The following is a 22,245-nucleotide window of genomic DNA, read 5'->3' on the forward strand; positions in this document are numbered from 1 at the left end:
GTTACTCCTTAAACAGGCCCCGGAACTGCGCTACACGCACACCCAGAGAATAGAGAACCAACAAATATATGGCTATGGACACCAGACTGTGTCCGGCCAGAAGAGAAACACGGCTCAACGGTGAAAAGGCAAGCCAGTCGGCGGGCGTGCCAGCCATAAAATAAAGGTAAACAGCAATGGCAATGTTGGCCGCAGCCAGTTGCCCTGTAAATTTCAACCAGTTCAGCTGCGGCTGGTAAATACCACGCTTCAACAATAAATATACGAGAATTCCACAATTGACGTAGCCTGCAAGGGCCGAGGCCAAAGCAAGGCCTGCGTGAGCAAGCGGCCAGATAAGCGCGGCACATAACAGGCTGTTCACGACCATGGCCACCGCCCCTACCTTAACGGGCGTTTTGATTTCCTGGCGGGCATAAAAACTCGACGCCAGAATCTTTACCATCATGAACGCGGGCACGCCCGAGGCGAGAGCAATCAGACTTTTCTGAGTCTGCACCAGGTCGACAAGTGAAAATTTCCCATAGGCAAAGCAACAGGCGATAATCGGCATGGAAAAAAATGACAGGCCAATAGCGGATGGCACCCCAATCAGCAGCAAAGACTGCAGCCCCCAGTCAATGGCCTGGGAATAGCGTTTAACACTCTGCCCGGCATGCTCTCGTGACAGGTGCGGTAAAATAACCGTGGCAATGGCGACACCAAACACACCCAGAGGAAAGTCGGTCAGTCTATCGGTAAAATACAGCCATGACACGCTGCCGACTTTTAAAAATGACGCGAAAACAGAATCAATCATCAGATTGAGCTGAGCAATGGAGACACCAAATAATGCCGGGATCATCAGCTTCATCACGCGTTTAACGCCCGGATCGCCCTTTGCCCTTGCCGGCATCACCAAAAGCCCGCGGCGATACAGAAACGGCAGCTGAAACAGAAACTGCGCAACTCCGGCTATTAATACGCCCCAGGCCAGCCCTACAATCGGGTGAATATTATAAGGACTCAAATACAAGGCAGCCAGGATCATGGAGGCATTAAGAAGTACGGGCGTAATGGCCGGTACACCAAAGTATCCATAGGTATTAAGTACTGCCCCCGTCATGGCGGCCAGCGAAATCAGCATCAGATAAGGAAAGGTGATACGCAGCATCTCGGTTGCCAGCTGCGAGCGCATGCTGCCCTCCCCGAAACCCGGCGCAAACAGAAGGATTATCACAGGTGTTGCTATCATGCCGATGGTCGTCACCACAGACAAGACGCTGATCAGTCGGCCCGACACCCGCGCAATAAAGTTACGAACCTCCTCGGGTGATTTTGTCTGTTGGTATTCCGCCAGCACCGGCACAAAGGCCTGCGAAAAGGCACCTTCGGCAAAGAGGCGTCGCATGAAATTGGGGATACGAAAGGCCACCAGAAAGGCGTCCATGCCTGCTCCCGCACCAAAAATCTGAGCAATGATCATATCACGCGCAAAACCTGTCATGCGGGATATGAAGGTCATCAGGGAAACCAGGGACGTGGAACGCAGGAGACTTCGTCGTTTGGGTATCATTGTTTCTGTCGCTGACATAATATAAACAGTGGTAAGCACGATTCTCTATGATAAACCTGATCCGACCCATTGAGCGAACTTTTTTATTTAAAAAGTATTGAGTAGCCAGATAAAGTCGTTCCCGCGAAAGCGGGAATCTATTCAAAATCAGGCAAAGTGCTCAAGTAATGGATGGATTCCCGCTTTCGCGGGAACGACAAACAATGTTTTAGAGACCTGTGGGTAATGATATGATTGGGCGCACCTGCCCTGCCTCACCCTGCCCATCAGATGACAAGTTACCGCGTCAATGTTACTCTGCATTTTATCTTTATATTACACAAGAGTTTTTCCATGAGTTTTCTGGCGCAATACGGCTTATTTGCATTAAAATCAATCACCCTTGTCATCGCCCTGCTGCTTTTGCTGGCCGGCATCGCGGCTGTTTTTGGTAAAAAGCCGAAACCGAGACTCAGTATCGAGTCGCTCAATCATGACTACGATGAATTGAAGCAGCAGTTAAATAAAGACATCAAGGGTAAAAAGGCAAAGGACAGCAAAGTAAGCAAAAAGGAAAAGAAGGCGCGTCAGGAAAGGCCCTCCCTGTTCGTCATCAATTTTCATGGCGATATGAAAGCCTCACAGGTAGAACAGCTGCGCGAAGAAATTACCGCCGTACTGGCCATTGCTGAAGCCCGAGACGAAGTTCTGATTCTGCTGGAAAGCCCGGGCGGACTGGTAAACTCCTATGGACTTGCGGCTTCCCAGCTGCAGCGCGTACGTGACCGTAATATTCCGCTGACCGTCTGCATCGATAAGGTGGCTGCCAGCGGCGGGTACCTCATGTCCTGTGTTGCGAACCGGATTGTTGCGGCTCCGTTTGCCATTATTGGTTCTATTGGCGTTGTGGCTCAAATCCCCAACGTGCATCGCTGGCTTAAGAAAAATGACATTGATGTAGAGCTAATCACCGCTGGCGAATACAAACGCACGATAACAATGCTTGGTGAGAACACAGAAAAAGGTCGGCAGAAATTTAAGGAAGACCTCGAGGCTATCCATCAGGCCTTTCGTAATTACGTGGTGGCCAACCGTCAGCAACTGGATATTGATAAAGTATCTACCGGCGAACACTGGCTGGCTGTTGATGCCTTTGGATTAAGACTTGTTGATGCCATAAAGACCAGCGACGACTATCTCGTGGATAAAATGGATACTCATAATATCTGGAAAATCAGCAAACATCATAAACTGTCGGTGATGGAGAAACTACTCAAACCCGCTGCCAGGCTCATGCAGTCTGGTCTGAACAGACTGGGCTTCTCTACCCTGTAACAAAGCCAGGGTTGTGCCGTCAGGTTAATCAGTTAACACTGTTCTGCTCCCTATAAGAAGGTACACGTATCTGGACAATCGACACGATTAAGAGCTAACATGTGACATCGTGTTTTGCTAGTAAAATGGACACATCAAACAGGGAGATTGACGCAGGGCATGTATATTCCAGTCAAAGTAAAATTTGCCTTTACTTTCTTTATTGCGCTGCTGTGGCTGCTGCTGAGCATATACCTGTCAGCACGCTGGGTCGAGGATCTCAGTACGATCATTGGCTCGTTCCTGTCGATTTTTATTATCACCTTCATTGCCTACATACCAGGCTTCATGCAGATGTTTCTGTTTATCGCCTATATCATCGACAGGCGCCCGGCCTTGAAGCCCTGCAACAACTGGCCCCCGTTAAGCATACTGATCGCTGCCTACAACGAAATTGATTGCATTGAAAACACGTTGCGCTCCATTCTGGCCCAGGATTATAAGGCTGCTCTTCAAATCATTGTTATTGATGACGGTTCAACAGACGGCACACCTGACTTGATCCGCTCCCTGAAAATTCCGAATGTGACGCTGGTCCTGAATAATCATGGAGGTAAGGCCAGTTGTCTGAACACAGGCATTAAACACGCCTCTCACGAGCTGATTGTCGGGCTGGATGCCGATACGCGCATGCGCACTGACGCGCTGACCAACCTCGTGCAGCAGCTTTTATCTGATCCGCCCCATACAGCGGCGGTGGCTGGATCGTTATACGTTGCTAACTCGCGGGTCAGCCTGATGACTCGTATGCAGGAATGGGATTACTTTCATGCCATTGCAGCCATTAAACGTATTCAGAGTCTCTTTCAGGGCACATTGGTAGCTCAGGGGGCCTTCTCATTGTACCGCAAATCCTGTGTTCTTGAGGCAGGAGGCTGGCCAGAAGTGGTCGGTGAGGACATTGCCCTGACCTGGTCTCTGCTCACGCTGAAATATCGTGTCGGATTCAGCGATCGAGCGATAGCCTTTACTTCCGTACCCGTTACGTATCGGACATTTTTTTATCAGCGGAGCCGCTGGGCACGCGGCCTGATTGAAGCTTTTCGCCTGCATCCACGCATATTGATTACCATGCGATTAACGCTGTTTCTTGTATTCTGGAACGTACTCTTTCCGATTATTGATTTCGTCTACGTATTCGCCTTTATTCCCGGGCTGATTCTGGCTTTATTTGGCCATTATTATATCGCAGGCCCGATGACGCTCGCCGTTTTACCCATTACCGTGCTTTATACCATCTATTTTTACATAACCCAGTCCAGAGTTTTTCATCGTGCCAACCTTAGTGTCCGGCGCAACTGGGGCGGCCTGGTTTGTTTTTTGCTGTTCTATCAGATTCTGATGGCACCAGCCTGCATCCATGGTTATTTTTCTGAATTCCTGAGCCTGAAGAAACATTGGGGAACAAAAGCATCATGAGTTTTTTGCATCATCGTGTCGTTATCGGCAGCTCAATAGCCTTGCTTGGCAGCGGTGTGATTCCGGTTAATGCCGCACAGCTGCCACAGATGGCCCTGGCAGCCCCAGCAACTTCCTTTGCCAGCTATATCAGCCAGGCGCAGGCCAGCGCTGACAATAATCAGCCAGAACAATCCCTGCTCCTGTATCAAAAGGCGTTGACGGTAGCGCTTGATAACAACAATCTGGTTCAGGCACGGGTTGCTCGTTTTGGCATTGCAAAAATGCAGCTCTGGCTGGAAAAGTACACGGAGGCCGAAGCCATCTACCGAACCTTGTACAGCGAACCCCTGTCTCCGGAAGATAAACAGATAGCACTGAATGGGCTGGTACGCTCCATCACCTATCAGGATCGCCCGAAGGAAGCCCTGCAACTGGTGGCAGAAGACTATGTGATAAGCAATCCGGAGCTGGTCATAGCCCTTGCTCAGGCTTATATCAGCGCAAACGAAACAGATCAGGCTGACAGCCTTTTGGAAAAGTACAAACCCTTATTGCAGACGCTTACAAAAAACTCGGTGCCAGACCGACAGCTGACCCGATTGTATGCGCAGATTCAGTCTGAAAAGCAAAAAGAAGCAAAGCAGGCAGCAGCCTTAGAGCAGCTGATGAAACAAACAAAACAAAACATTTCAATGGGTTTTTTAAGTTCAAGTGCCGTTACTCAGGTTGAACAAAACGAACCTCAACTGGCACTGGCTACTTATCAAAAACTGCTGGCCGACAGTCTGGTCAGTCACCAGCAGGACGATATTTTTTCCGCACGATTCGGTATTGCAAAAATGCAGCTATGGCTGGGCCAGTACCCGTCGGCTGAGAGTACATACCGCGATTTGTATCGCGACAAGTTAAACGCCGTTGATCAGCAGGTTGCGCTGGATGGCCTGATCCGCGCAGTTAACTATCAAAACAGGCACAAAGAAGCACTGAGTCTGCTCCCCAAAAACTACACCATCAGCAATCCGAGCCTTGTCATTGCTCTTGCTCAGGTCTTCGTATCGCTCGATGACCTGAACGCGGCACAGGCTCTGCTCAACCGCTATCAAGCCTTGTTGCAGACCATTCCGCAGCAGACTATTCTGAGTAAACAGCTGGACAGACTCAGGACGCAGGTTCAGGCGGGCAGCGCAACAAAACCTACAAAACCAGCACCGGTTAATCCGAATGACCAGCGTATTGCAGCCCTCGTTAAAAAGGGCGAGGCATCCTTCAACAGCGAAGCATCCAGCTCCGATAATCCCCAATACAAACAGGCCCTGGCTTATTATTATCAAGCCCTGTCAATCGCAAAAACCTTCCAGCGGCCGGATCGCGTCATTCTGTTTCGGATCGGCGCCGTTTATCTCAGCCTCGGTGATTTCAGGCGCGCTCTGCCGATCTATACGCAACTGCTGCAGCAGCCGCTGGATAAAGCAGATTATGAGGTTGCCCTGAATGGTTATGTGCAGAGTTTAAGTGGTCGCGATCTGCCAATGAAAGCCTGGCGCAGCATTCCGAATGGTTTCGTCTACCACATGCCCGCTATGCTGATCAGCGCTTCCGAAGCGGCATTATGGTCAAACTGGCCTTATAAATCCATGGCACTGCTCCAGACCTATGATAACCTGGTCAGACAAATTAAACCGGACTCTAATCTGGGTTATCGCCTGGATGACGTGTTGTGGCAAAGCCGTCTTGGCACGGCCATCAACACACTGGGTTTTACCAGTTATTATGAGAAAGACAGTGACGATTTTACCATCCAGCGTAATCAGGCTTCTTATTCTCATCGCTTTGGCGTTCCATTGAACACCTCCGTGTCCTGGACCAAATCCCATTATGCCGTTCCGGGCCTGCAATCCGTAAGCGGCAACCGTTTTACAGCTCAGGCAGATGGCTGGCTTGCTGACACGCTGACCTATGTGGCGAACGTAGCCCCGGCATCCTATCTGAACTGGAATCCGGTTCTGGCCAAGGCAGCTCTTTTTTATGCACCCAATGATTTTTATTCTCTTAACGCGTTGGCGAGCAAGGATATTGTGGAGTCAGTGCCATCCCTGCTGAACAAAATATCCGTTAACTCAGTGGCCGGATCTGGGATTTTATTCCCTGCCTATCGTTTCAGGGTAGCGGCGGGCGTTTTGTCTGATCATTTCAGCGATAACAATATACGTAACGGCTTTAATCTGCGGCCTTCGGTACTGTTATTTCCTGATCTTGGTCTGTATGGGGAATTCTACTGGCGCAGTTATACCAACAGCATCCCTAACTCCCCCTTCTACTTTTCACCGGAACAATATGAAGAAACGCGCGTAACGCTCAAACTCAATCGCCACGCTAATCCAGTCTGGCGTTATTACATCAATGCGGGTCTGGGGCAGCAGCGGATTAATCAGGATCCCAAGACTCCCACCAAATTTTTCGAAGCCGGCTTTCGTGGGCCCTGGGGTAAGCATCTGGTGATTGACGCGGGGTATGGCTACAACAGCGCAGCCGGCGGCAGCGCTACCGGTTTTGCACGCCAGTATGGCATTGTAAATATCACATGGTTAATATGATTCTGAAATCGGGCGCATATTTGTAGTACATTTCTATTTAATTTTGACGTGTGGCGGTTCTAGACGCAGTCGTCCCTGCGCAGGCGGGGACGACATATATTTGGACGTTTAATGTTCACGAACAGGGATATATGAAAACCTCATTAATATATTTTTTTGCTGTATTGATAATAATTGGAATGATCCCCGTAGTTACTCTGCTGCTACAGTTTTTATTAGTTGGTCTGCACGGCCTGCGAAATCACTATAACAAATGCGCGTCCTATACGCCCAACGTCGCCATTATAGTACCCGTACGCAATGAAGTTGACGTAATTGGCACAACAATTGACTGCCTCGTCAATATGAATTACCCAGACCAGAATCTACGTGTTTATGTCATCGATGACGACAGTGACGATGGCTCTGATGAGGTAATTCGTGCCCGGGCAAAAGAGCATCCTGGCCTGGTTTTTTATCAGAAGTGCATCAAAGAAGGTTTTGGCAAGGCGGCCGTTTTGAATCACGGTTTGAAGATCATTCTGGCTGATCCCTGGGCCGAGGCGATTGTAATTATCGATGCGGATGTGCTGTTTGAACAAAATACGCTGGCAATGATGACACGTCATCTGGTTGACCCGGACGTTGGTGCAGTTACGGCGTATATCCGTGAAGGTCAATACCAAGGCAATCTCGTGTCTCATTTTATCGGCTTTGAATATGTGGTTGCGCAGGCAGCCGCCAGGCGCTCACAAAACGTACTGGGTGTGCTGGCCTGTCTTGCTGGCGGCGCTCAGCTGCATAAACGATCGAATATTGAAGCATTAGGTGGGCGCATCGACACATCTACTCTGGCCGAGGACACCTATACCACCATGGCTACCCAGTTAACAGGCGCCCGGGTTCTCTTTGATGGTCATGCGACTGCGATTGCGGAAGAACCAGACAATATTACCGACTTATGGAAGCAACGTTACCGCTGGTCGCGCGGTAACGTACAGATTTCACGCCTGTTTCGTAAACTCTGGTTTCGGCCGAAACATCCATCAGGTCTCGGTGGCATTTTTTTTGGTTTGATTTGGTTTAGTACCCTGCTCATGCCAATCACTATGATTTTATCCGCTGTTTCTCTCGACGCACTTTTTTTCCTACAGCAAAGTCTGTCCTGGACCTTTTTACGTATGCTTTCCGTATTGAGCCTGGTCGCCTACCTGTTCATCACTTTTTTCAGTTTCATTCTTGACCCCCGTACTGCCAGGCGTGCCTGGTTCGCTGGCCTGATGTTCCCGGGGCTTATCTCGGTTATTAACATGTGTATCGCGGTAGCTCCTGGTCTGTTCGCAGCCTTCGTTACGAAGATGTTTAATATTGATCCCTGGCAACTTAATCATAGCTATTTTATCTTATGGATAAACAGCTGGGTTGCATTATGTATGCCCGCAGCCTGGCTCGTTTATCGTATGGACAAAGCCGGTGTGTCGCAAAAAATAACCAACGTACTTCTGGTTCTTGTTGGATACGGTCCATTGTTATGCGCAATCACTTTCGCATCTTATCTGGCTGAGCTGGCCAATCTTGAAATGAAATGGAACAAAACCGTTAAGCAGGGAAAAGTTCAATCCAATTTTAAGCGCACCTCTAAAAACTATGATTTTAAAACGATCCTTGCACAGAACAAGCGCTATGAAAAGCGTCTATTTATTTATGAAGTTTTGTTCCTGGCGCTCCTGATTTACCTGGTATATCTACGCAGCTACTTTGGATTATCATGATGCAAACCCTGTCCGTAAAAAATTATTTCTCAACGCTGCTTGCACTGCTGATTAGCATACCAGCCGTCGCTGATGATAATCTTGATTCCTGCAAACCGAACAAGGCATTGGCTCTGCTTAATCAAAGCAAGCCGCCCTTAGAGCAAATAAAAAAAATGCTCGTTCTCTGTGACCAGCGCACACCACAGGATACTCAGGTGTTGCTGCTTCATGGTCTGCTGGCAAGAAAAGAGGGAATGGCGACAAAAAATTTTCAACCTGCCATCAATTGGTTACAGCTGGCACAGGCTCAGGCGGCCAACGGCAATTTCATACCCGCACTGGAGCTGGCGCTGACCTATGAGTGGTCTGGTAGGACCGATGATGCCCAACGTATATATGATCAGGTTCTGGCCAGCAATCCCGACTCTCAGGCCGGTCTGCTGGGTCGGGCGCGCATCGCCCTGTTTCATCACGACTATCAAAAAGCAACTCTGATTTATCAGCAGCTGCTGCAGAAAGACCCCCGTGATCTGGAGGCCTTAAACGGCATGGGAAGGACCTTAATGGCCAAAGGTAAATTTACCGAAGCCAGAGGCTATTTTGAACAAGCCCTGCAGCAGGCGCAAAACAACCCCGACGCTCAGTTGGGTCTAGCGCAGAGCAACAAGGCACTGCAGCAGACCTCTGTGCTTCAATCCAATATTCCTTCTTTTCCTCTCGCGCCGTTTATCTCAGCGATGGTCCTCAAAGCACAAAGCAACCCGTCACAGCACATATCGGTATGCGAGAGCAGCAAGGGACTGATTCTTCTGAACAGCAAACCTTTGCAGCTTGACGAAATTAAAAAAATCCTGCTCTCCTGCGATAAGGTTCAGGCGCAGGATACTCAGGTGCTGCTCATGCATGGCCTGCTGGCCCGATCACAGGCGAATTATCCGCTTGCTATCCAGTGGCTGACCCGTGCGAGAAACAGCGCACCATTCGGCAACCCCGTGCCAGCCCAGGAGCTTGCACTCACTTATGAGTGGGCTCATCAGACGGATAAGGCTCTGGCTGTTTATCAGGAGTTGTTAAGCAGCTATCCAGAACTTCGCGCTGCCTTGCTTGGCAAGGCACGCATTGCCATGGCCAGAGATCGCGTCAAGGAAGCACAAATAATTTATGAACATTTTTTAAAGAAAAATCAGCAGGACATTGATGCCCTGAACGGAATAGCCAGAGTCTATATGGCCAGGCAAAACACCGATCTTGCCAATACCTATCTGCAGCGCGTCCTGGCGATTCAGCCGGCCAACGAGAGTGCTCGTATAGCGCTCCAGCAGATTCGCATGGCAGAACAATCACACCAGAGCCCAAAATCCTCACCTGTAACTGCCCGGGCATCACGTTGTGACACCATGCGCGCACTGTCTCTGGTGAACAGCCCCAGATTCTCGGTGTCAGATGTGCAGCAGATTCTGGCACACTGCGCCAGCGAACACCGTAGCGACAGCCAGGTGCTGCTTGCCCGTGGTCTTCTGGCACGCGCCCAGAAAGACTATCCGATCGCTATTCAGTGGCTTGAACAGGCGCGTGCGCTGGCCCCTGCTGATGATCCGGTTCCTGCTCAAGAGCTGGCCTTGACCTATGAGTGGGCTGGTCAGAGCCGCAAGGCAATACAGATCTATAACGAAATACTGGCTAAAAACCCGAATTCCCGTATGGCGTTGCTGGGTCTTGGCCGGGCTACCATGAGCCTTTATCAAATTAAGAAAGCCAATCTCATTTTTACCAGACTGTTACAGCAAAACCCTGAAGACGTCGAGGCGCTTAACAGCATGGGTCTTTTAACACTGACAAATAAACAGTTTAAACAGTCCCGCGCGTATTTCAACGAATCGCTGGCCATTCAGCCAGGCAATACCGGCGCGCTGGCGGGCGTGGATTTACTGAGTGACGCAACCAGATATATGTTGAGTTTCAGCGAGGGGCAATATCTCATCGACAGCGAACACTCTAACAGCACCACCCTGTATGGTTATGTAGACCTGAATGCCACTGATCGTTTTATCGCCATTCTCACGCACAACACTAAAGAGCTGCAGCTGGATATCCCCATCAATCCAACCATTTTACCTAAAAACAGCTATTTCGTTGATTTCCAACGCCAAATACCAGACAGATACGGCTGGGGTATTAACTACGATTATCGCGAACGCAATGATTTACCCCTGGAAAATCGTATCGGTGGAAATGCCAATGTGTATTTGCTGCCCCGCTTACAGTTACTGGGTGGCTTCTGGGTAGGAACGCCCTCTCCCTGGAAAAACCAGCTATATTATTCTTCACTTACCCTGTATACCGATTTGCCTTTTAATCTGACAACCACCGGTTACTGGACCAATCAGGAAATTGGTGGAAAGGTAGAAACCTATGCCTTTGATCTCAGCAGGGAATATAGTAACAAAGGATTTTATGATATTGGAACGGCTTATATTCCAACGCAGCGCAGCTGGCAAGGACACGGTAATTTTATTCTCCCTGTTACAAAAAACCACGCGCTTGAAGGGCGTTACGAGTATTACCAGTTTAACGGCGCTACGATCTTCGCCCTCGGCTGGCGGGTGTACTGGGCTTAAAAGGAAACAGGTATGAAACTATTAATTACAGGCGCAGGTGGCGCCGCAGCGATCAGCGTCTGGAAAAGTTTAAATCAGGAGCATGATATCTTCATGGTCGATATTGATCCCTGTGCAGCTGGATTGTATCTGGTGCCCGCCAGTCGCCGCCTGCTGGTTCCTCGCGGAGATGCGCCAGACTTTGTCGACAGAGTCTTCGATATATGTGTTACACATCAAATCGAATTATTAATTCCAACGGTGGATGTCGAACTCTACCCCTTGGCATCTCAATCAACACGCTTTCAAAACCACGGCATTCATTTACCACTCAGCTCTGCCGATGTGCTGCAGTGCTGTCGAGACAAATACGCTTTGCTGAGCAAATGCCAGGAAACCGGGCTTATCCCTCGTTATGAAATCCTGACCAGCGCACCACTGAAACAAAACGAATATCCATTGTTCGCTAAACCACGTTACGGAGCTGGTTCCTCCGGTATAATGACTCTGACTGATCATCAGGATCTGGAGCAATTGCCTCGAGATGGCAGTTATCTGATTCAGGAGGTATTGAGCGGTGAGGAGTATTCTGTTGATGTCTATATACGTGGCAATGGTCGTCCACTGGCCGCCGTTCCCCGCCTTCGGATGAAAATTGACTCCGGCATCGCTGTTGCAGCTCAAACGCGCATCGTTCCGGAATTAAGCGACATGGCCCTGCTCATAGCTGAAATAACCAACATCCGTTACGTGGCTAATATTCAATTTAAAGCTAATGCTCATGGACAATTTAAACTACTGGAAATTAACCCGAGATTTCCAGGCACCTTACCTCTTACGGCGGCGGCTGGCATCGATATACCTAAGCTGCTGATCCAGGATATTTCCGGCCATCCATTTTCGGATAGTCTGCTTCCCTATAAGGAATTAATGGTTGTTCGATATTGGACGGAACAGTTTTTTCACATTTCAGAATGGGAAAAATTATGTCAGACCTGAACGTATGGTTGATTCGTCATGGTCAAAGCAGTGCAAACGCCGGTACATGGAGCCGAGATCCCAGGCAGACTCTTTTAACACCTGCAGGTCTTCAGCAGGCGCAGCAGGTGGCAGCGGCCATACCCTGCAAGGCAGATTTGCTGGTTATGTCTCCTCTCCGACGTGCGCAGCAAAGTGCCGAACCGATTCTGGCACGCTGGCCAGATATGAGCCATGCTATCTGGCCAATCCAGGAGTTAACCTGTCTTTCTCCGCAGAAACTGGCGTTGTGCCCACCTGAGGAGCGTGTTAAGCGAATCCACGATTATTGGCTCAACGCCGATCCATACTACGAGGATGGTGAGGATGCTGAGTCGTTCAGGCAGTTTCAGGAAAGAATCTGCGCTTTTTTCCATGGTCTGAGAAGTTTATCCGGCTTCGTGATTGTTGTCGGTCATGGTCAGTTTTTTAATGCCTGTCAGCTTACCCTGACACAGGGGATTAGCACCTCCCCAGAATGGATGACCATGTTTCGTCAGAGAGAAATTAAAACTCCCATGCACAACAGTGAAATTTATCGTCTAAAATTAACAGCAGAACAGCTTGCTGTGAAGCTCAAATAAGGATGAAGCTTTGAATACACCGTCCTGCAAAATTCTGCTGATTGAAGATGATTTGGCTGTTGCCGGGATAATTACTGGCTGGCTGGAAAATCTGGCTTCCCTTACTCATTGCCTGAATGCCAGCGAAGCCTACCGGCTGATAAACGAAGAGTATTGGGATCTGGTGATAACCGATCTCAGTCAGTCGCAGATCAATGACCTTGATGTCACTGATTTTGTGAAAAAAAACACACCTCAAACATCCGTTTTAATTGTCACATCCGATCAAAAAATCCATTTCATCATCACTGCCATGCAGAATCATGCTGATGGACTGATGTTTAAGCCCCTGGAAAAAACAGAGTTTATCACCAAAGTCTTTGAGCTGGCTGAAGCAGCTAAAACAAGAAGAGAAAAAGAGAAAAAAGTAATTCTGGCGATAGGCTCACACCCTGATGATGTCGAGGTTGGCTGCAGCGGAAGCCTGCTGCTGCATCGCTCCAAAGGAGATGCACTGAATATTTTAACATTGAGCGCGGGTGAATCAGGGGGTAATCCTGAGGTAAGGAAAACAGAATCAAGGCTGGCTGCCAATATCCTGGGAGCCAGATTATTCATGGGCTCCCTGTCTGATAAGGGAATCTCAGAAGCAACGAAAACAATCGAATTGATTGAAAGCGTAGTGGAACAATGTAAACCAACACATGTGTATACGCACTCCTTACACGACAGTCACCAGGATCATCGTAACGCGTATCTGGCGACGATCACCGCCTGCCGGAAAATCCCAAATATCTACTGCTATTTATCACCATCAACCACTATTGATTTTAAACCAGCACTTTATGTAGATATCAACGAATTCATTAAGGAAAAACTTCAATTGATTGCCTTATTCAAAAGTCAGAGCGATCACCGGCCTTATTTACAGGCCGATCTGGTTAAGGCAACTGCTCGCTACTGGGGGCGATACTCTAACTACAATCTGGTCGAACCCATGGAGGTGATTCGACAGCAGTACCAGTGATCATCGTCAACAGCCGCTGCTTTGTACGAGACAAAAAAACACATCACCCCTTCTGGCGGCACTGCGATGTGCATGGCAAAGGCGCAGACCATCAGTTTTTTCGATGTTGCGCCTTCCCCTACTACTTGTCTCACTCAGAATAGCAGCCCGTATCAGCGAAGGGTAATGCGGGTTCGGGTTGCCCTCAATGCTCGATTGGGACCTCTTTTTTACTGACCCGGCTTCCGGTGAGCTGGTCATCCTGAAGAATCTGATCCAGCTCTCCCCTTGCCTGACGGGCAAAACTTATTAACTCCTGTTCCTGCTCAAAAAACTCAAAGGATTTTTTCAAAACGAGCTCATCATGCTGCGCAAACGCACGCGCCTTTCGTTTCATACTGTCGGGATTAAAGCCAAGGAACTTCATCACATCCTGAGCCATTGACAACGAGGAGTCGAATACTTCCCTCTTGAAATAATCTACACCCACTTTATCCAGCTCATAGGCATGACGGCGGTTTCTCGCACGTGCAAAAACGGCAAGATTGGGAAAACTGGATTTAGCCAGCCTGACAATATCCATACAGGTATCCGGATCGTCAACCGCAACAATTAATAATCTGGCCTGCGCCGCACCGGCATTGTGGAGAATATCCAGCCTTCCCGCGTCGCCATAATAGCCCTTAATACCAAATTTGCGTAGCGACTCAATCTGTTCCGGATTGCTTTCCAATACCGTGATTGACACACCCTGTGCACTGAGAAATCTTCCAATCACCTGACCAAAGCGCCCATATCCCGCCAGAATCACGCTGCCCTGCTCAGTAAATTCATCATATTGCGCCTCCGGCCTGCGGCTCATAAAACGAGGGAGAATCAATCGATTATAAAGAAGGCTCAGCAGTGGTGTGCTCGCCATCGATATAGCGACAACCAGGGTATAAAACCCAGCCTGATTTTCGTTGATGACCTGGCTGCTCCGGGCAAACTGAAACAGCACAAAGGCAAACTCACTGCCCTGAGAGAGAATCATGGCAATACCAAACGATTGTACTCTGGACAGTCGAAACAACAGGCACAAGGCAAAAAGAATGCCGGCCTTAACCAACACCAGCAGACTGACCACGCCCAATACATCCATAGGCTTGTCCGCCAGCAGGGTAAAATTAATCCCCATGCCAACAGAGATAAAAAACAATCCCAGTAACAGGCCCTTGAAGGGCTCAATATCGGTTTCCAGTGTTCGTTTGTAATCAGAATTTGCCAGCACCACACCGGCAATAAAGGCACCCAGACCTGGCGAAACCCCTACTTCCTGCATCAACAGGGTAATCCCCACCACCACAGCCAGCGAGGTAGCCGTAAACACCTCCCGCAAATTGGTTTTGGCTATCATATAAAAAAAATAATGCGACAGATAATGCCCAGCCAACACCACCGCAGCAATGATGGCGCTGATAATCAGAGTCTGGGCCCAGCCGGGATAAGCCGCCAGAAGATTATCCTGTTGCATGGGTGCGGTACCGGGAGCCGCCAGAAGAGGAATCAACAGCAAAATAAAAATAACGGAAATATCCTGAAACAGCAGAACCGCAAATGATGTTTCGCCGGTGGTGGTCTGCATCAGATTTTTTTCCTGAAGCATTTGAATGACCAGCGCGGTGGAGGACAGGGACAAGGCCATACTGACCGTCAGGCTGACACGCCAATCGTAATGAAACGCCATGCCAATCAGTGTAAGAACCACCGTGCTGATCAACACCTGAAGACCACCAAGGCCAACGATGACCCGGCGCAGGCGCCACAGAGTTTCAGGCTCCAGCTCCAGACCAATCAGAAACAGCATCATGATCACGCCAAACTCGGCAAAATGCATGATTTGCGCAGCATTACCTATCAACTGAAAACCAAAGGGACCTATGAGTACACCGATAACCAGATAGCCCAGCACGGAACCCAGTTTAAAGCGGCTGGCCAGGGGCACGATGAGACAGGCCGAGCCGAGGAAAATAAATACATGGTAAAGAAAATTATTAGTCATCGATTGTTGTCATTCTGGCGAGACATCAAACGAGTATACTCGAATTTATGAACGACTCAATCAATCAGGTCAGCCACCGGAGCATACGAACGGCGATGTATGGGAGTTATCCCAAGCGTGATCAGAGCATTGCGATGCTGACTGGTTGGATAGCCCTTGTGGCCGGCAAACCCATACCCTGGGTATTGGCGATCCATCTCGTCCATCTCAGAATCACGAGCTACCTTGGCGAGAATAGAGGCTGCGCCAATCTGATAAACCAGCGAATCGCCTTTGATAACCGTTTCGCAGGGTATATCAATTGAAGGCGCATGCACCCCATCTACCATGACCTTGTCCGGACGTATGGACAGGCCTTCAACCGCCCGCTTCATGGCCAGCAGTGTGGCCTGATGGATATTCAATCGATCAATCTCTTCAACTTCGGCACGACCGTAGGCATAGGCCCTCGCATGCAGTTTGATTTGTTCTGCCAGTTTATTACGACGGGCTGCCGTGAGTTTTTTGGAGTCCGTGACACCCGGAATAATGACGTCGATGATAACCGCGGCGGTCACTACAGGACCCGCCAGAGGGCCACGCCCGACTTCATCGACGCCAGCAATACAAATCATGCTCATGATTTATCCTTATTATTCTTGTTGCGGCGGAGTATAATCCTAATATCAACATGAGAAAACCAGGTATGCCTATGTTTGTGATGGTCAATGGTCAACTACACCCCAGTCAGAGTCCGTGCATCCTGCCTACTGATCGTGGATTGACTCTTGGGCATGGCGTGTTTGAAACCATTCTGGTAAGCCAGGGACGCCCACTTCTCCTGAGCCACCACTGGCAGCGGCTTGAAGCAGGGGCAACATCCTGCGCCATCCGCCTGCCCCTGGATTTTTCCGGGCTGCAGCAGCAGGTTCAGCGATTACTGGCGAGTAACCAGGCAGAGGCCTCGACCTGTGCTTTGCGTATAAGCGTGACGGATGGTGTCAGTGAGCGCGGCTTGCTCGCCGATGGAACGCAAAGTGCGACCGTCATTCTCAGCCTGTCGGCACTCAGTACCTCATCAGCCAACACGCTCAGTGCCTGCCAGGTCCGTGTCCGCCGTAATGAGCAATCGCCGTCTTCCCGCATCAAGAGCCTGAGTTATCTGGATAACATTCTGGCCAGGCAGGAAGCCCAGGCCAGGGGATTCGACGAGGCTGTCATGTTAAATTCGCAGGGGATGGTCGCTGATGGCGCCATCAGTAATCTGTACCTGATTAAGGAGGCTCAGGTTTTCACCCCATCGGTTGAAAATGGCGCCCTGCCCGGTGTAATCCGTCATCTGCTGGTTTATGAGTTGAACCTGGTAAAAGAGCGCTCCCTGCGCATCGAGGATTTTCATGAGGCTGATGCGGTTTTTGTCAGCAACGCCCTGATGGGAATCAAAGCCATACACAAACTGGATACGCGGGAGTTTAACAGCGACAATCCGCTCATAACGATGCTTAAGACACGGCTTGCCGAGAAGAGAAGCCAATGATGACCTCAATACCGAACCGTATGACAAATTGCATTATTTTGGTGGAACTGTCATAATGCGTTCAAATTATTATCAACTCAAGTAACTATGACTGCTATCCGATGTGCTGTAATTGGCGTGGGGTATCTTGGCCGTTTTCACGCGCAAAAATACCGTATGCTCCCCAATGCCGACCTCGTCGCTCTCTGCGATGTTAACCAGGAACAATGCAATGCCGTTGCGCAGGAACTCTCCGTTCCGGCTGTTCATGATTATACCGAACTGTTTGGTAAGGTCGATGCGGTCAGCATTGCGGCTACGACCAATCAACATTACGCCATTGCCAAAGCCTGCCTGGCTCAGGGCATTCACGTGCTGATAGAAAAACCCATAACCGAAACTGTCAGCCAGGCAAACGAATTGATTGCTCTTGCAAAGGAGCACGGCGCCAAGCTGCAGGTCGGTCATCTTGAACGGTTCAACTCGGCCCGTCTTGCTCTGGACGAATACCTGGACAGACCACTGTTTATCGAGTCGCAGCGCCTTGCGCCCTATAATCCGCGTGGAACGGATGTAAACGTCATTCTGGATCTGATGATCCATGACATCGATCTTATCCAGGCCATGGTAAAAAGTCCGATTGTCGGCATAGAGGCGCAGGGCTCGCCTATTCTGTCTCAGGCCACTGACATCGCCAATGCCCGAATCACCTTTGCCAATCATTGCGTTGCCAACATCACCGCCAGCCGTATCAGTTTCAAAACTGAACGGAAAATGCGGATTTTCCAGCCAGATTCCTATATTTCCATCGATTTTCAGAACAAGCAGTTTGCTCTGTTTAGGAAAGGTCAGGGAGAAATGTTCCCCGGGATTCCTGACATCACCCGCCACGAATCGGTTTTTGAAAAGGGTGATGCCCTGCTCGAAGAAATCAAGGCCTTTCTCAGCAGTATAGAAAATAACAGCACACCCTTGGTTACAGGTGAGGATGGACGTGCTGCGCTTGAAACAGCTGAGCGAATCAACGATTTAATTAACGCAAACCTGATAACACGTCATGCCCTTGCCTGAGTCAGTTTCCCAAAGACACGTGGTGATCATCGCCGGCGAAGAGTCTGGCGATCAGCACGCCGCTCACCTGGCACGTGCTCTGCTTAAGGATGAGCCCAGTCTTATCCTCAGTGGCATTGGTGGACGACACATGCAGGAAGCCGGCGTCCAGCTGATAAGCGACCTGGCCCGCTTTGGGGTCACGGGCATTTCGGAAGTTATCAAGCACGCCGTTGTCATAAAAAAGGCCTTTACGGCCATCAAACATCATCTTAAACAGCAGAGACCGGATCTGCTGGTTCTGGTTGATTACCCAGGCTTTAATCTGCGTCTTGCCAGGTTTGCCAGGCAGCTGGGTATTCGCACCGTGTATTACATCAGCCCGCAAATCTGGGCCTGGAAAGCCGGACGAATTCGTACCATCAGGGAAAATATTGATCGGATGGCGGTTATCCTGCCATTTGAAAAAGAGATTTATCAGCAGGCTGGCGTACCGGTATCGTTTGTCGGCCATCCTCTGGTCAATAAAATTCCAGACTCAGCTGATACGAACGCCCTCAGAACCCAGCTGGGTCTGCCACTGAATAAAAAGCTCATTGCTCTGTTACCAGGCAGCCGTCGCAATGAGATTGAACGGCATATGCCTGTATTGGCTGAAAGCGCAGCACGCCTGTCTGTCGTTCATCCTGACTGGCATTTTGTGATACCCATTGCGAAAACGCTTAACCCGGAAACCGTCAAGGCCTATGTCAGGCAACCGGACAAATTCACCTTTCTTTCCGGTCAATCAATTGACGCTGCAGCCTGCAGTGATTGCGTTGTTGTAGCCTCTGGAACTGCCTCCCTTGAATGCGCCCTGCTGCTGAAGCCCATGTGCATTATTTACAAGGTATCCATGCTGACGGCCTTTATTGCGAAAAAGCTGGTTAAGGTTCGTTATCTTGGCCTGTGTAACCTGTTGCAGAATGATCTGATCGTACCAGAGCTGTTGCAAAACGACTGCAACCCGGATCAAATCAGCTCCATGCTGCACGCTCTGGTTAACAACCGTGACATGGCCGACGAAATGCAGTCGCGCCTTAAGCAGATGAAACAATCCCTATCCGCGGAACAGGCCGATTGCAGCATTCTGGAATTAGTTAAGGAAGAGCTGGAGCTGGTTCGTCCGGCCTTATGACAGGATAGTTTCCCGCCTGCGCGGGGATGACACTTACATGATATACAGGGGTAGGGTGGGCAAACACCAGAACGCCATCTTTACTATCAGGAAATAAGCTATAATCTTATCAACAGGCTACTAAACCTCAGCGGAGTATCTGAGATGAAAATTTCCCGTGCCCTCTTAAACGATGCGGTCAAAGCGAATATTCTGGACGCAAAACAAGCAGACGCCTTAATAAACTTCATCAAACAACAACCGGAACAGGAAGCTGGCTTTAATTTTGCCAATGTTCTTTACTATTTTGGCGGCCTGCTGGCTATTGGCGCCATGTCGTTGTTTATGAATCTGGGCTGGGAGCTGTTTGGTGGCTGGGGAATCTTCTTTCTTGCGCTCATCTACGGTGCTGCAGCACTTCTGCTGACCAATCATTTTCAAAGAAAAAACCACATTATCCCGGCCGGTATCTGCGCGACCTTTGCCGTGGTCTTAACGCCCCTCGCCGTTTATGGACTGCAAATCGCCATGAACTGGTGGCCAGACAGCACGCATTTCAACGAATACAATTATTTTGTAAAATGGCAATGGATATACATGGAACTGGCCACGCTTGCCGTTGGCTGCATTCTTGCCTATATCTATCGCTATCCCTTCATGATTATGCCAGTCGCAGTTACGCTGTGGTACATGTCAATGGACGTTGCTGTTCTGATAGGTGGTGATTATTACAGCTTTGAACTCCGCTCCATGGTATCCATGTATTTCGGACTGCTGATGATTGGCCTGGCCTTCTGGGTTGACGTCCGCAGTGAAGGAACCCGTGATTACGCCTTCTGGCTGTATTTATTTGGAGTCATGGCGTTCTGGGGCGGGTTGAGCTGCCAGAGTTCTGACAGTGAGCTGTCAAAGTTCTTCTACCTGTGCATTAATCTGCTCATGATAGGCGTTGGGGTTGTGCTGGTCAGGCGTGTGTTTGTTGTGTTTGGTGCCATTGGCTGCTGCTACTATCTGGGTCACCTTGCCTATCAGGTTTTTGTCGACAGCATGATGTTTCCTTTTGCTCTTACGATTATAGGTATCCTGATAATTTACGTGGGTACCCTGTGGCAAAAACACGAAGCAAGACTGACAGAAAAGGCGCAGGCCATGCTGCCTGACTCCTTGAGAAAACTTCTGCAGTCGCGTATGGAATAAAGGGCCAGCTGGATAAAAATCTTGCATTTATTTTATTTTAGTGTAATATTTGTCCAGCTATGAAACATAAAATATTCTATACCATTGTCGTCATCAGTATGCTTCTGCTTGTTTCTACCTTGTGGAAGACGAAACCTGACGTGATACATATCAAGACATCTCGTTTTAACCAGTTACCGGGTTGGGACGCAGCTGACATTGAGCAGTCCTTCAAAGCGTTTCAGATTTCCTGTAAGGCGTTTTTGCGCCAGGATCCTGAGCGCCCGGTTGGCAGCCAGCAAATACCCATGCAGGCAAAAGACTGGCAGCCGGCCTGTATGGCCGCTGCAAACGTCAAACCTGTCAGCGAAGCCAATGCCCGCAAATTTTTCAGACGCTGGTTTCAGCCAGTCGAATTTTATGACAGCAAACCCGTCCAGGGCCTGTTTACTGGTTACTATCTGCCTCTGCTGCATGGCAGCATGACCCGCAGCGAAGAGTACAATGTCCCCATTTATGGTTTGCCATCCAATATCGTCACGGTCAATCTCAGCGATTTTGGGTCTGACCTGCCGCACCGTCGTCTGGTCGGTCGCATGGAGCAGAACCGATTCGTACCCTTTCACAACCGCGCCGAAATCAACAAGGGCGCGTTGAAAGACAAGGCGCCGGTATTGGTCTGGGTTAACAGTCATATCGATCGCCTTTTTCTGGAGATACAGGGTTCCGGCGTTGTGCAGCTCGATACCGGTGAAAAAATCTATCTGGGTTATGCGGGTGAAAACGGTGGCTCGTATACCCCGGTTGGCAAGGTATTGATTGATCGTGGTATCATGACCAAAAAAACGGCCTCCATGCAAGGCATACGCGCCTATCTGGAAGCGCATCCCGACGAAATATTACCCGTCCTCAACCAGAATAAATCGTTTGTCTTCTTTCAGATTCTGAAACGAACGGCGGCGATGGGTGCACAGGGCGTGGAGCTGACACCAGGTTATTCGCTGGCTGTTGACCGAAAATGGATTCCACTGGGAACCCCGCTGTGGCTCAACACCACTCATCCCAGGACTGATCGCGACGAAGCTCAAAGCCTGCAGCGCTTAATGATTGCTCAGGATACCGGCGGCGCCATCCGTGGTGCGGTGCGTGGTGATGTGTTCTGGGGCGCCGGGGAGGATGCTACCTATATCGCCGGTAAAATGAAAAACGCCGGTCATTACTGGCTGTTGTTACCCAAACACCGGGTTCGTACCCTGGCCAAAAGCTTCAACTGAAACCCGTCGTAGCCCGGATTAGCGTAGCGTAATCCGGGAATAATCCAGCTCCGATCCCGCATTACGCTAACGCTAATACGGGCTACCCCATTACGTAGCCTGGGTTAGCGTAGCGTAATCCGGGAATAATCCAGCTCCGATCCCGCATTACGCTAACGCTAATACGGGCTACCCATCACGTAGCCCGGATTAGCGTAGCGTAATCCGGGAATAATCCAGCTCCGATCCCGCATT

The 22,245-nt window shown here is 49.5% G+C and carries 16 protein-coding genes; 13 read left to right on the top strand and 3 right to left on the bottom strand.

Going from position 1 to position 22,245, the window contains the following annotated elements; genetic code table 11:
- Position 1: 1 nt before the first annotated feature.
- Entirely contained in the window at positions 2–1,573 is a 1,572-nt protein-coding gene (gene murJ, locus ACQUTA_RS11825) for a murein biosynthesis integral membrane protein MurJ (RefSeq protein WP_444988461.1), read from the bottom strand.
- Positions 1,574–1,888: 315 nt separating this feature from the next.
- Here murJ and sohB point away from each other — a divergent pair, with 315 nt between their 5' ends.
- The 8 genes from sohB to ACQUTA_RS11865 all read left to right on the top strand — a co-directional run bounded on the left by sohB (position 1,889) and on the right by ACQUTA_RS11865 (position 13,840).
- The gene (gene sohB, locus ACQUTA_RS11830; protein ID WP_444988462.1) at positions 1,889–2,869 is read left to right on the top strand and encodes a protease SohB; all 981 of its coding nucleotides are present in this window, start codon (positions 1,889–1,891) and stop codon (positions 2,867–2,869) included.
- Between the two features lie 159 nt (positions 2,870–3,028).
- A complete protein-coding gene (locus ACQUTA_RS11835) occupies positions 3,029–4,327 on the top strand; it encodes a glycosyltransferase family 2 protein (RefSeq protein ID WP_444988463.1) in 1,299 nt (432 codons plus the stop codon).
- Complete coding sequence (locus tag ACQUTA_RS11840) at positions 4,324–6,903, top strand: tetratricopeptide repeat protein (protein ID WP_444988464.1); 2,580 nt, start codon at positions 4,324–4,326, stop codon at positions 6,901–6,903. Before ACQUTA_RS11835 ends, ACQUTA_RS11840 begins: the two co-directional genes overlap by 4 nt.
- Positions 6,904–7,082: 179 nt before the next feature.
- Positions 7,083–8,654, top strand: a complete 1,572-nt coding sequence (locus ACQUTA_RS11845) for a glycosyltransferase family 2 protein (RefSeq protein ID WP_444988465.1) — start codon at positions 7,083–7,085, stop codon at positions 8,652–8,654.
- The gene (locus tag ACQUTA_RS11850; protein WP_444988466.1) at positions 8,651–11,254 is read left to right on the top strand and encodes a tetratricopeptide repeat protein; all 2,604 of its coding nucleotides are present in this window, start codon (positions 8,651–8,653) and stop codon (positions 11,252–11,254) included. The genes ACQUTA_RS11845 and ACQUTA_RS11850 overlap by 4 nt, the downstream gene beginning before the upstream one ends.
- A gap of 12 nt (positions 11,255–11,266) precedes the next feature.
- Positions 11,267–12,232, top strand: a complete 966-nt coding sequence (locus ACQUTA_RS11855) for an ATP-grasp domain-containing protein (protein WP_444988467.1) — start codon at positions 11,267–11,269, stop codon at positions 12,230–12,232.
- Positions 12,220–12,834, top strand: coding sequence for a histidine phosphatase family protein (locus tag ACQUTA_RS11860; protein WP_444988468.1), 615 nt, complete (start codon positions 12,220–12,222; stop codon positions 12,832–12,834). The genes ACQUTA_RS11855 and ACQUTA_RS11860 overlap by 13 nt, the downstream gene beginning before the upstream one ends.
- A 10-nt stretch (positions 12,835–12,844) precedes the next feature.
- Entirely contained in the window at positions 12,845–13,840 is a 996-nt protein-coding gene (locus ACQUTA_RS11865) for a PIG-L deacetylase family protein (protein ID WP_444988469.1), read from the top strand.
- Positions 13,841–14,024: 184 nt separating this feature from the next.
- Here ACQUTA_RS11865 and ACQUTA_RS11870 read toward each other — a convergent pair whose 3' ends face one another.
- A complete protein-coding gene (locus tag ACQUTA_RS11870; protein ID WP_444988470.1) occupies positions 14,025–15,860 on the bottom strand; it encodes a monovalent cation:proton antiporter-2 (CPA2) family protein in 1,836 nt (611 codons plus the stop codon).
- Positions 15,861–15,916: 56 nt separating this feature from the next.
- The gene (gene rnhB / locus ACQUTA_RS11875; protein ID WP_444988471.1) at positions 15,917–16,480 is read right to left on the bottom strand and encodes a ribonuclease HII; all 564 of its coding nucleotides are present in this window, start codon (positions 16,478–16,480) and stop codon (positions 15,917–15,919) included.
- 71 nt (positions 16,481–16,551) lie between these two features.
- On the opposite strand from rnhB, the gene ACQUTA_RS11880 reads away from it, so the two are divergent.
- The 5 genes from ACQUTA_RS11880 (at position 16,552) to mltA (ending at position 22,011) form a co-directional block, all read left to right on the top strand.
- Positions 16,552–17,376, top strand: coding sequence for an aminotransferase class IV (locus ACQUTA_RS11880; RefSeq protein WP_444988472.1), 825 nt, complete (start codon positions 16,552–16,554; stop codon positions 17,374–17,376).
- 87 nt (positions 17,377–17,463) lie between these two features.
- A complete protein-coding gene (locus ACQUTA_RS11885) occupies positions 17,464–18,426 on the top strand; it encodes a Gfo/Idh/MocA family protein (protein ID WP_444988473.1) in 963 nt (320 codons plus the stop codon).
- Entirely contained in the window at positions 18,413–19,582 is a 1,170-nt protein-coding gene (gene lpxB, locus ACQUTA_RS11890) for a lipid-A-disaccharide synthase (RefSeq protein ID WP_444988474.1), read from the top strand. The genes ACQUTA_RS11885 and lpxB overlap by 14 nt, the downstream gene beginning before the upstream one ends.
- 144 nt (positions 19,583–19,726) lie before the next feature.
- Entirely contained in the window at positions 19,727–20,758 is a 1,032-nt protein-coding gene (locus ACQUTA_RS11895; protein ID WP_444988475.1) for a DUF2157 domain-containing protein, read from the top strand.
- Between the two features lie 59 nt (positions 20,759–20,817).
- Entirely contained in the window at positions 20,818–22,011 is a 1,194-nt protein-coding gene (gene mltA / locus ACQUTA_RS11900; RefSeq protein ID WP_444988476.1) for a murein transglycosylase A, read from the top strand.
- Positions 22,012–22,245: the final 234 nt, after the last annotated feature.

The sequence above is a fragment of the Legionella navarrensis genome, from assembly GCF_052527415.1.

Excerpts from the sequence above, each read along its gene's own strand:
- murJ (WP_444988461.1), bottom strand. The coding sequence starts at position 1,573 with ATGTCAGCGACAGAAACAATGATACCCAAACGACGAAGTCTCCTGCGT.
- sohB (WP_444988462.1), top strand. The coding sequence starts at position 1,889 with ATGAGTTTTCTGGCGCAATACGGCTTATTTGCATTAAAATCAATCACC.
- ACQUTA_RS11835 (WP_444988463.1), top strand. The coding sequence starts at position 3,029 with ATGTATATTCCAGTCAAAGTAAAATTTGCCTTTACTTTCTTTATTGCG.
- ACQUTA_RS11840 (WP_444988464.1), top strand. The coding sequence starts at position 4,324 with ATGAGTTTTTTGCATCATCGTGTCGTTATCGGCAGCTCAATAGCCTTG.
- ACQUTA_RS11845 (WP_444988465.1), top strand. The coding sequence starts at position 7,083 with ATGATCCCCGTAGTTACTCTGCTGCTACAGTTTTTATTAGTTGGTCTG.
- ACQUTA_RS11850 (WP_444988466.1), top strand. The coding sequence starts at position 8,651 with ATGATGCAAACCCTGTCCGTAAAAAATTATTTCTCAACGCTGCTTGCA.
- ACQUTA_RS11855 (WP_444988467.1), top strand. The coding sequence starts at position 11,267 with ATGAAACTATTAATTACAGGCGCAGGTGGCGCCGCAGCGATCAGCGTC.
- ACQUTA_RS11860 (WP_444988468.1), top strand. The coding sequence starts at position 12,220 with ATGTCAGACCTGAACGTATGGTTGATTCGTCATGGTCAAAGCAGTGCA.
- ACQUTA_RS11870 (WP_444988470.1), bottom strand. The coding sequence starts at position 15,860 with ATGACTAATAATTTTCTTTACCATGTATTTATTTTCCTCGGCTCGGCC.
- rnhB (WP_444988471.1), bottom strand. The coding sequence starts at position 16,480 with ATGAGCATGATTTGTATTGCTGGCGTCGATGAAGTCGGGCGTGGCCCT.
- ACQUTA_RS11880 (WP_444988472.1), top strand. The coding sequence starts at position 16,552 with ATGTTTGTGATGGTCAATGGTCAACTACACCCCAGTCAGAGTCCGTGC.
- ACQUTA_RS11885 (WP_444988473.1), top strand. The coding sequence starts at position 17,464 with ATGACTGCTATCCGATGTGCTGTAATTGGCGTGGGGTATCTTGGCCGT.
- lpxB (WP_444988474.1), top strand. The coding sequence starts at position 18,413 with ATGCCCTTGCCTGAGTCAGTTTCCCAAAGACACGTGGTGATCATCGCC.
- ACQUTA_RS11895 (WP_444988475.1), top strand. The coding sequence starts at position 19,727 with ATGAAAATTTCCCGTGCCCTCTTAAACGATGCGGTCAAAGCGAATATT.
- mltA (WP_444988476.1), top strand. The coding sequence starts at position 20,818 with ATGAAACATAAAATATTCTATACCATTGTCGTCATCAGTATGCTTCTG.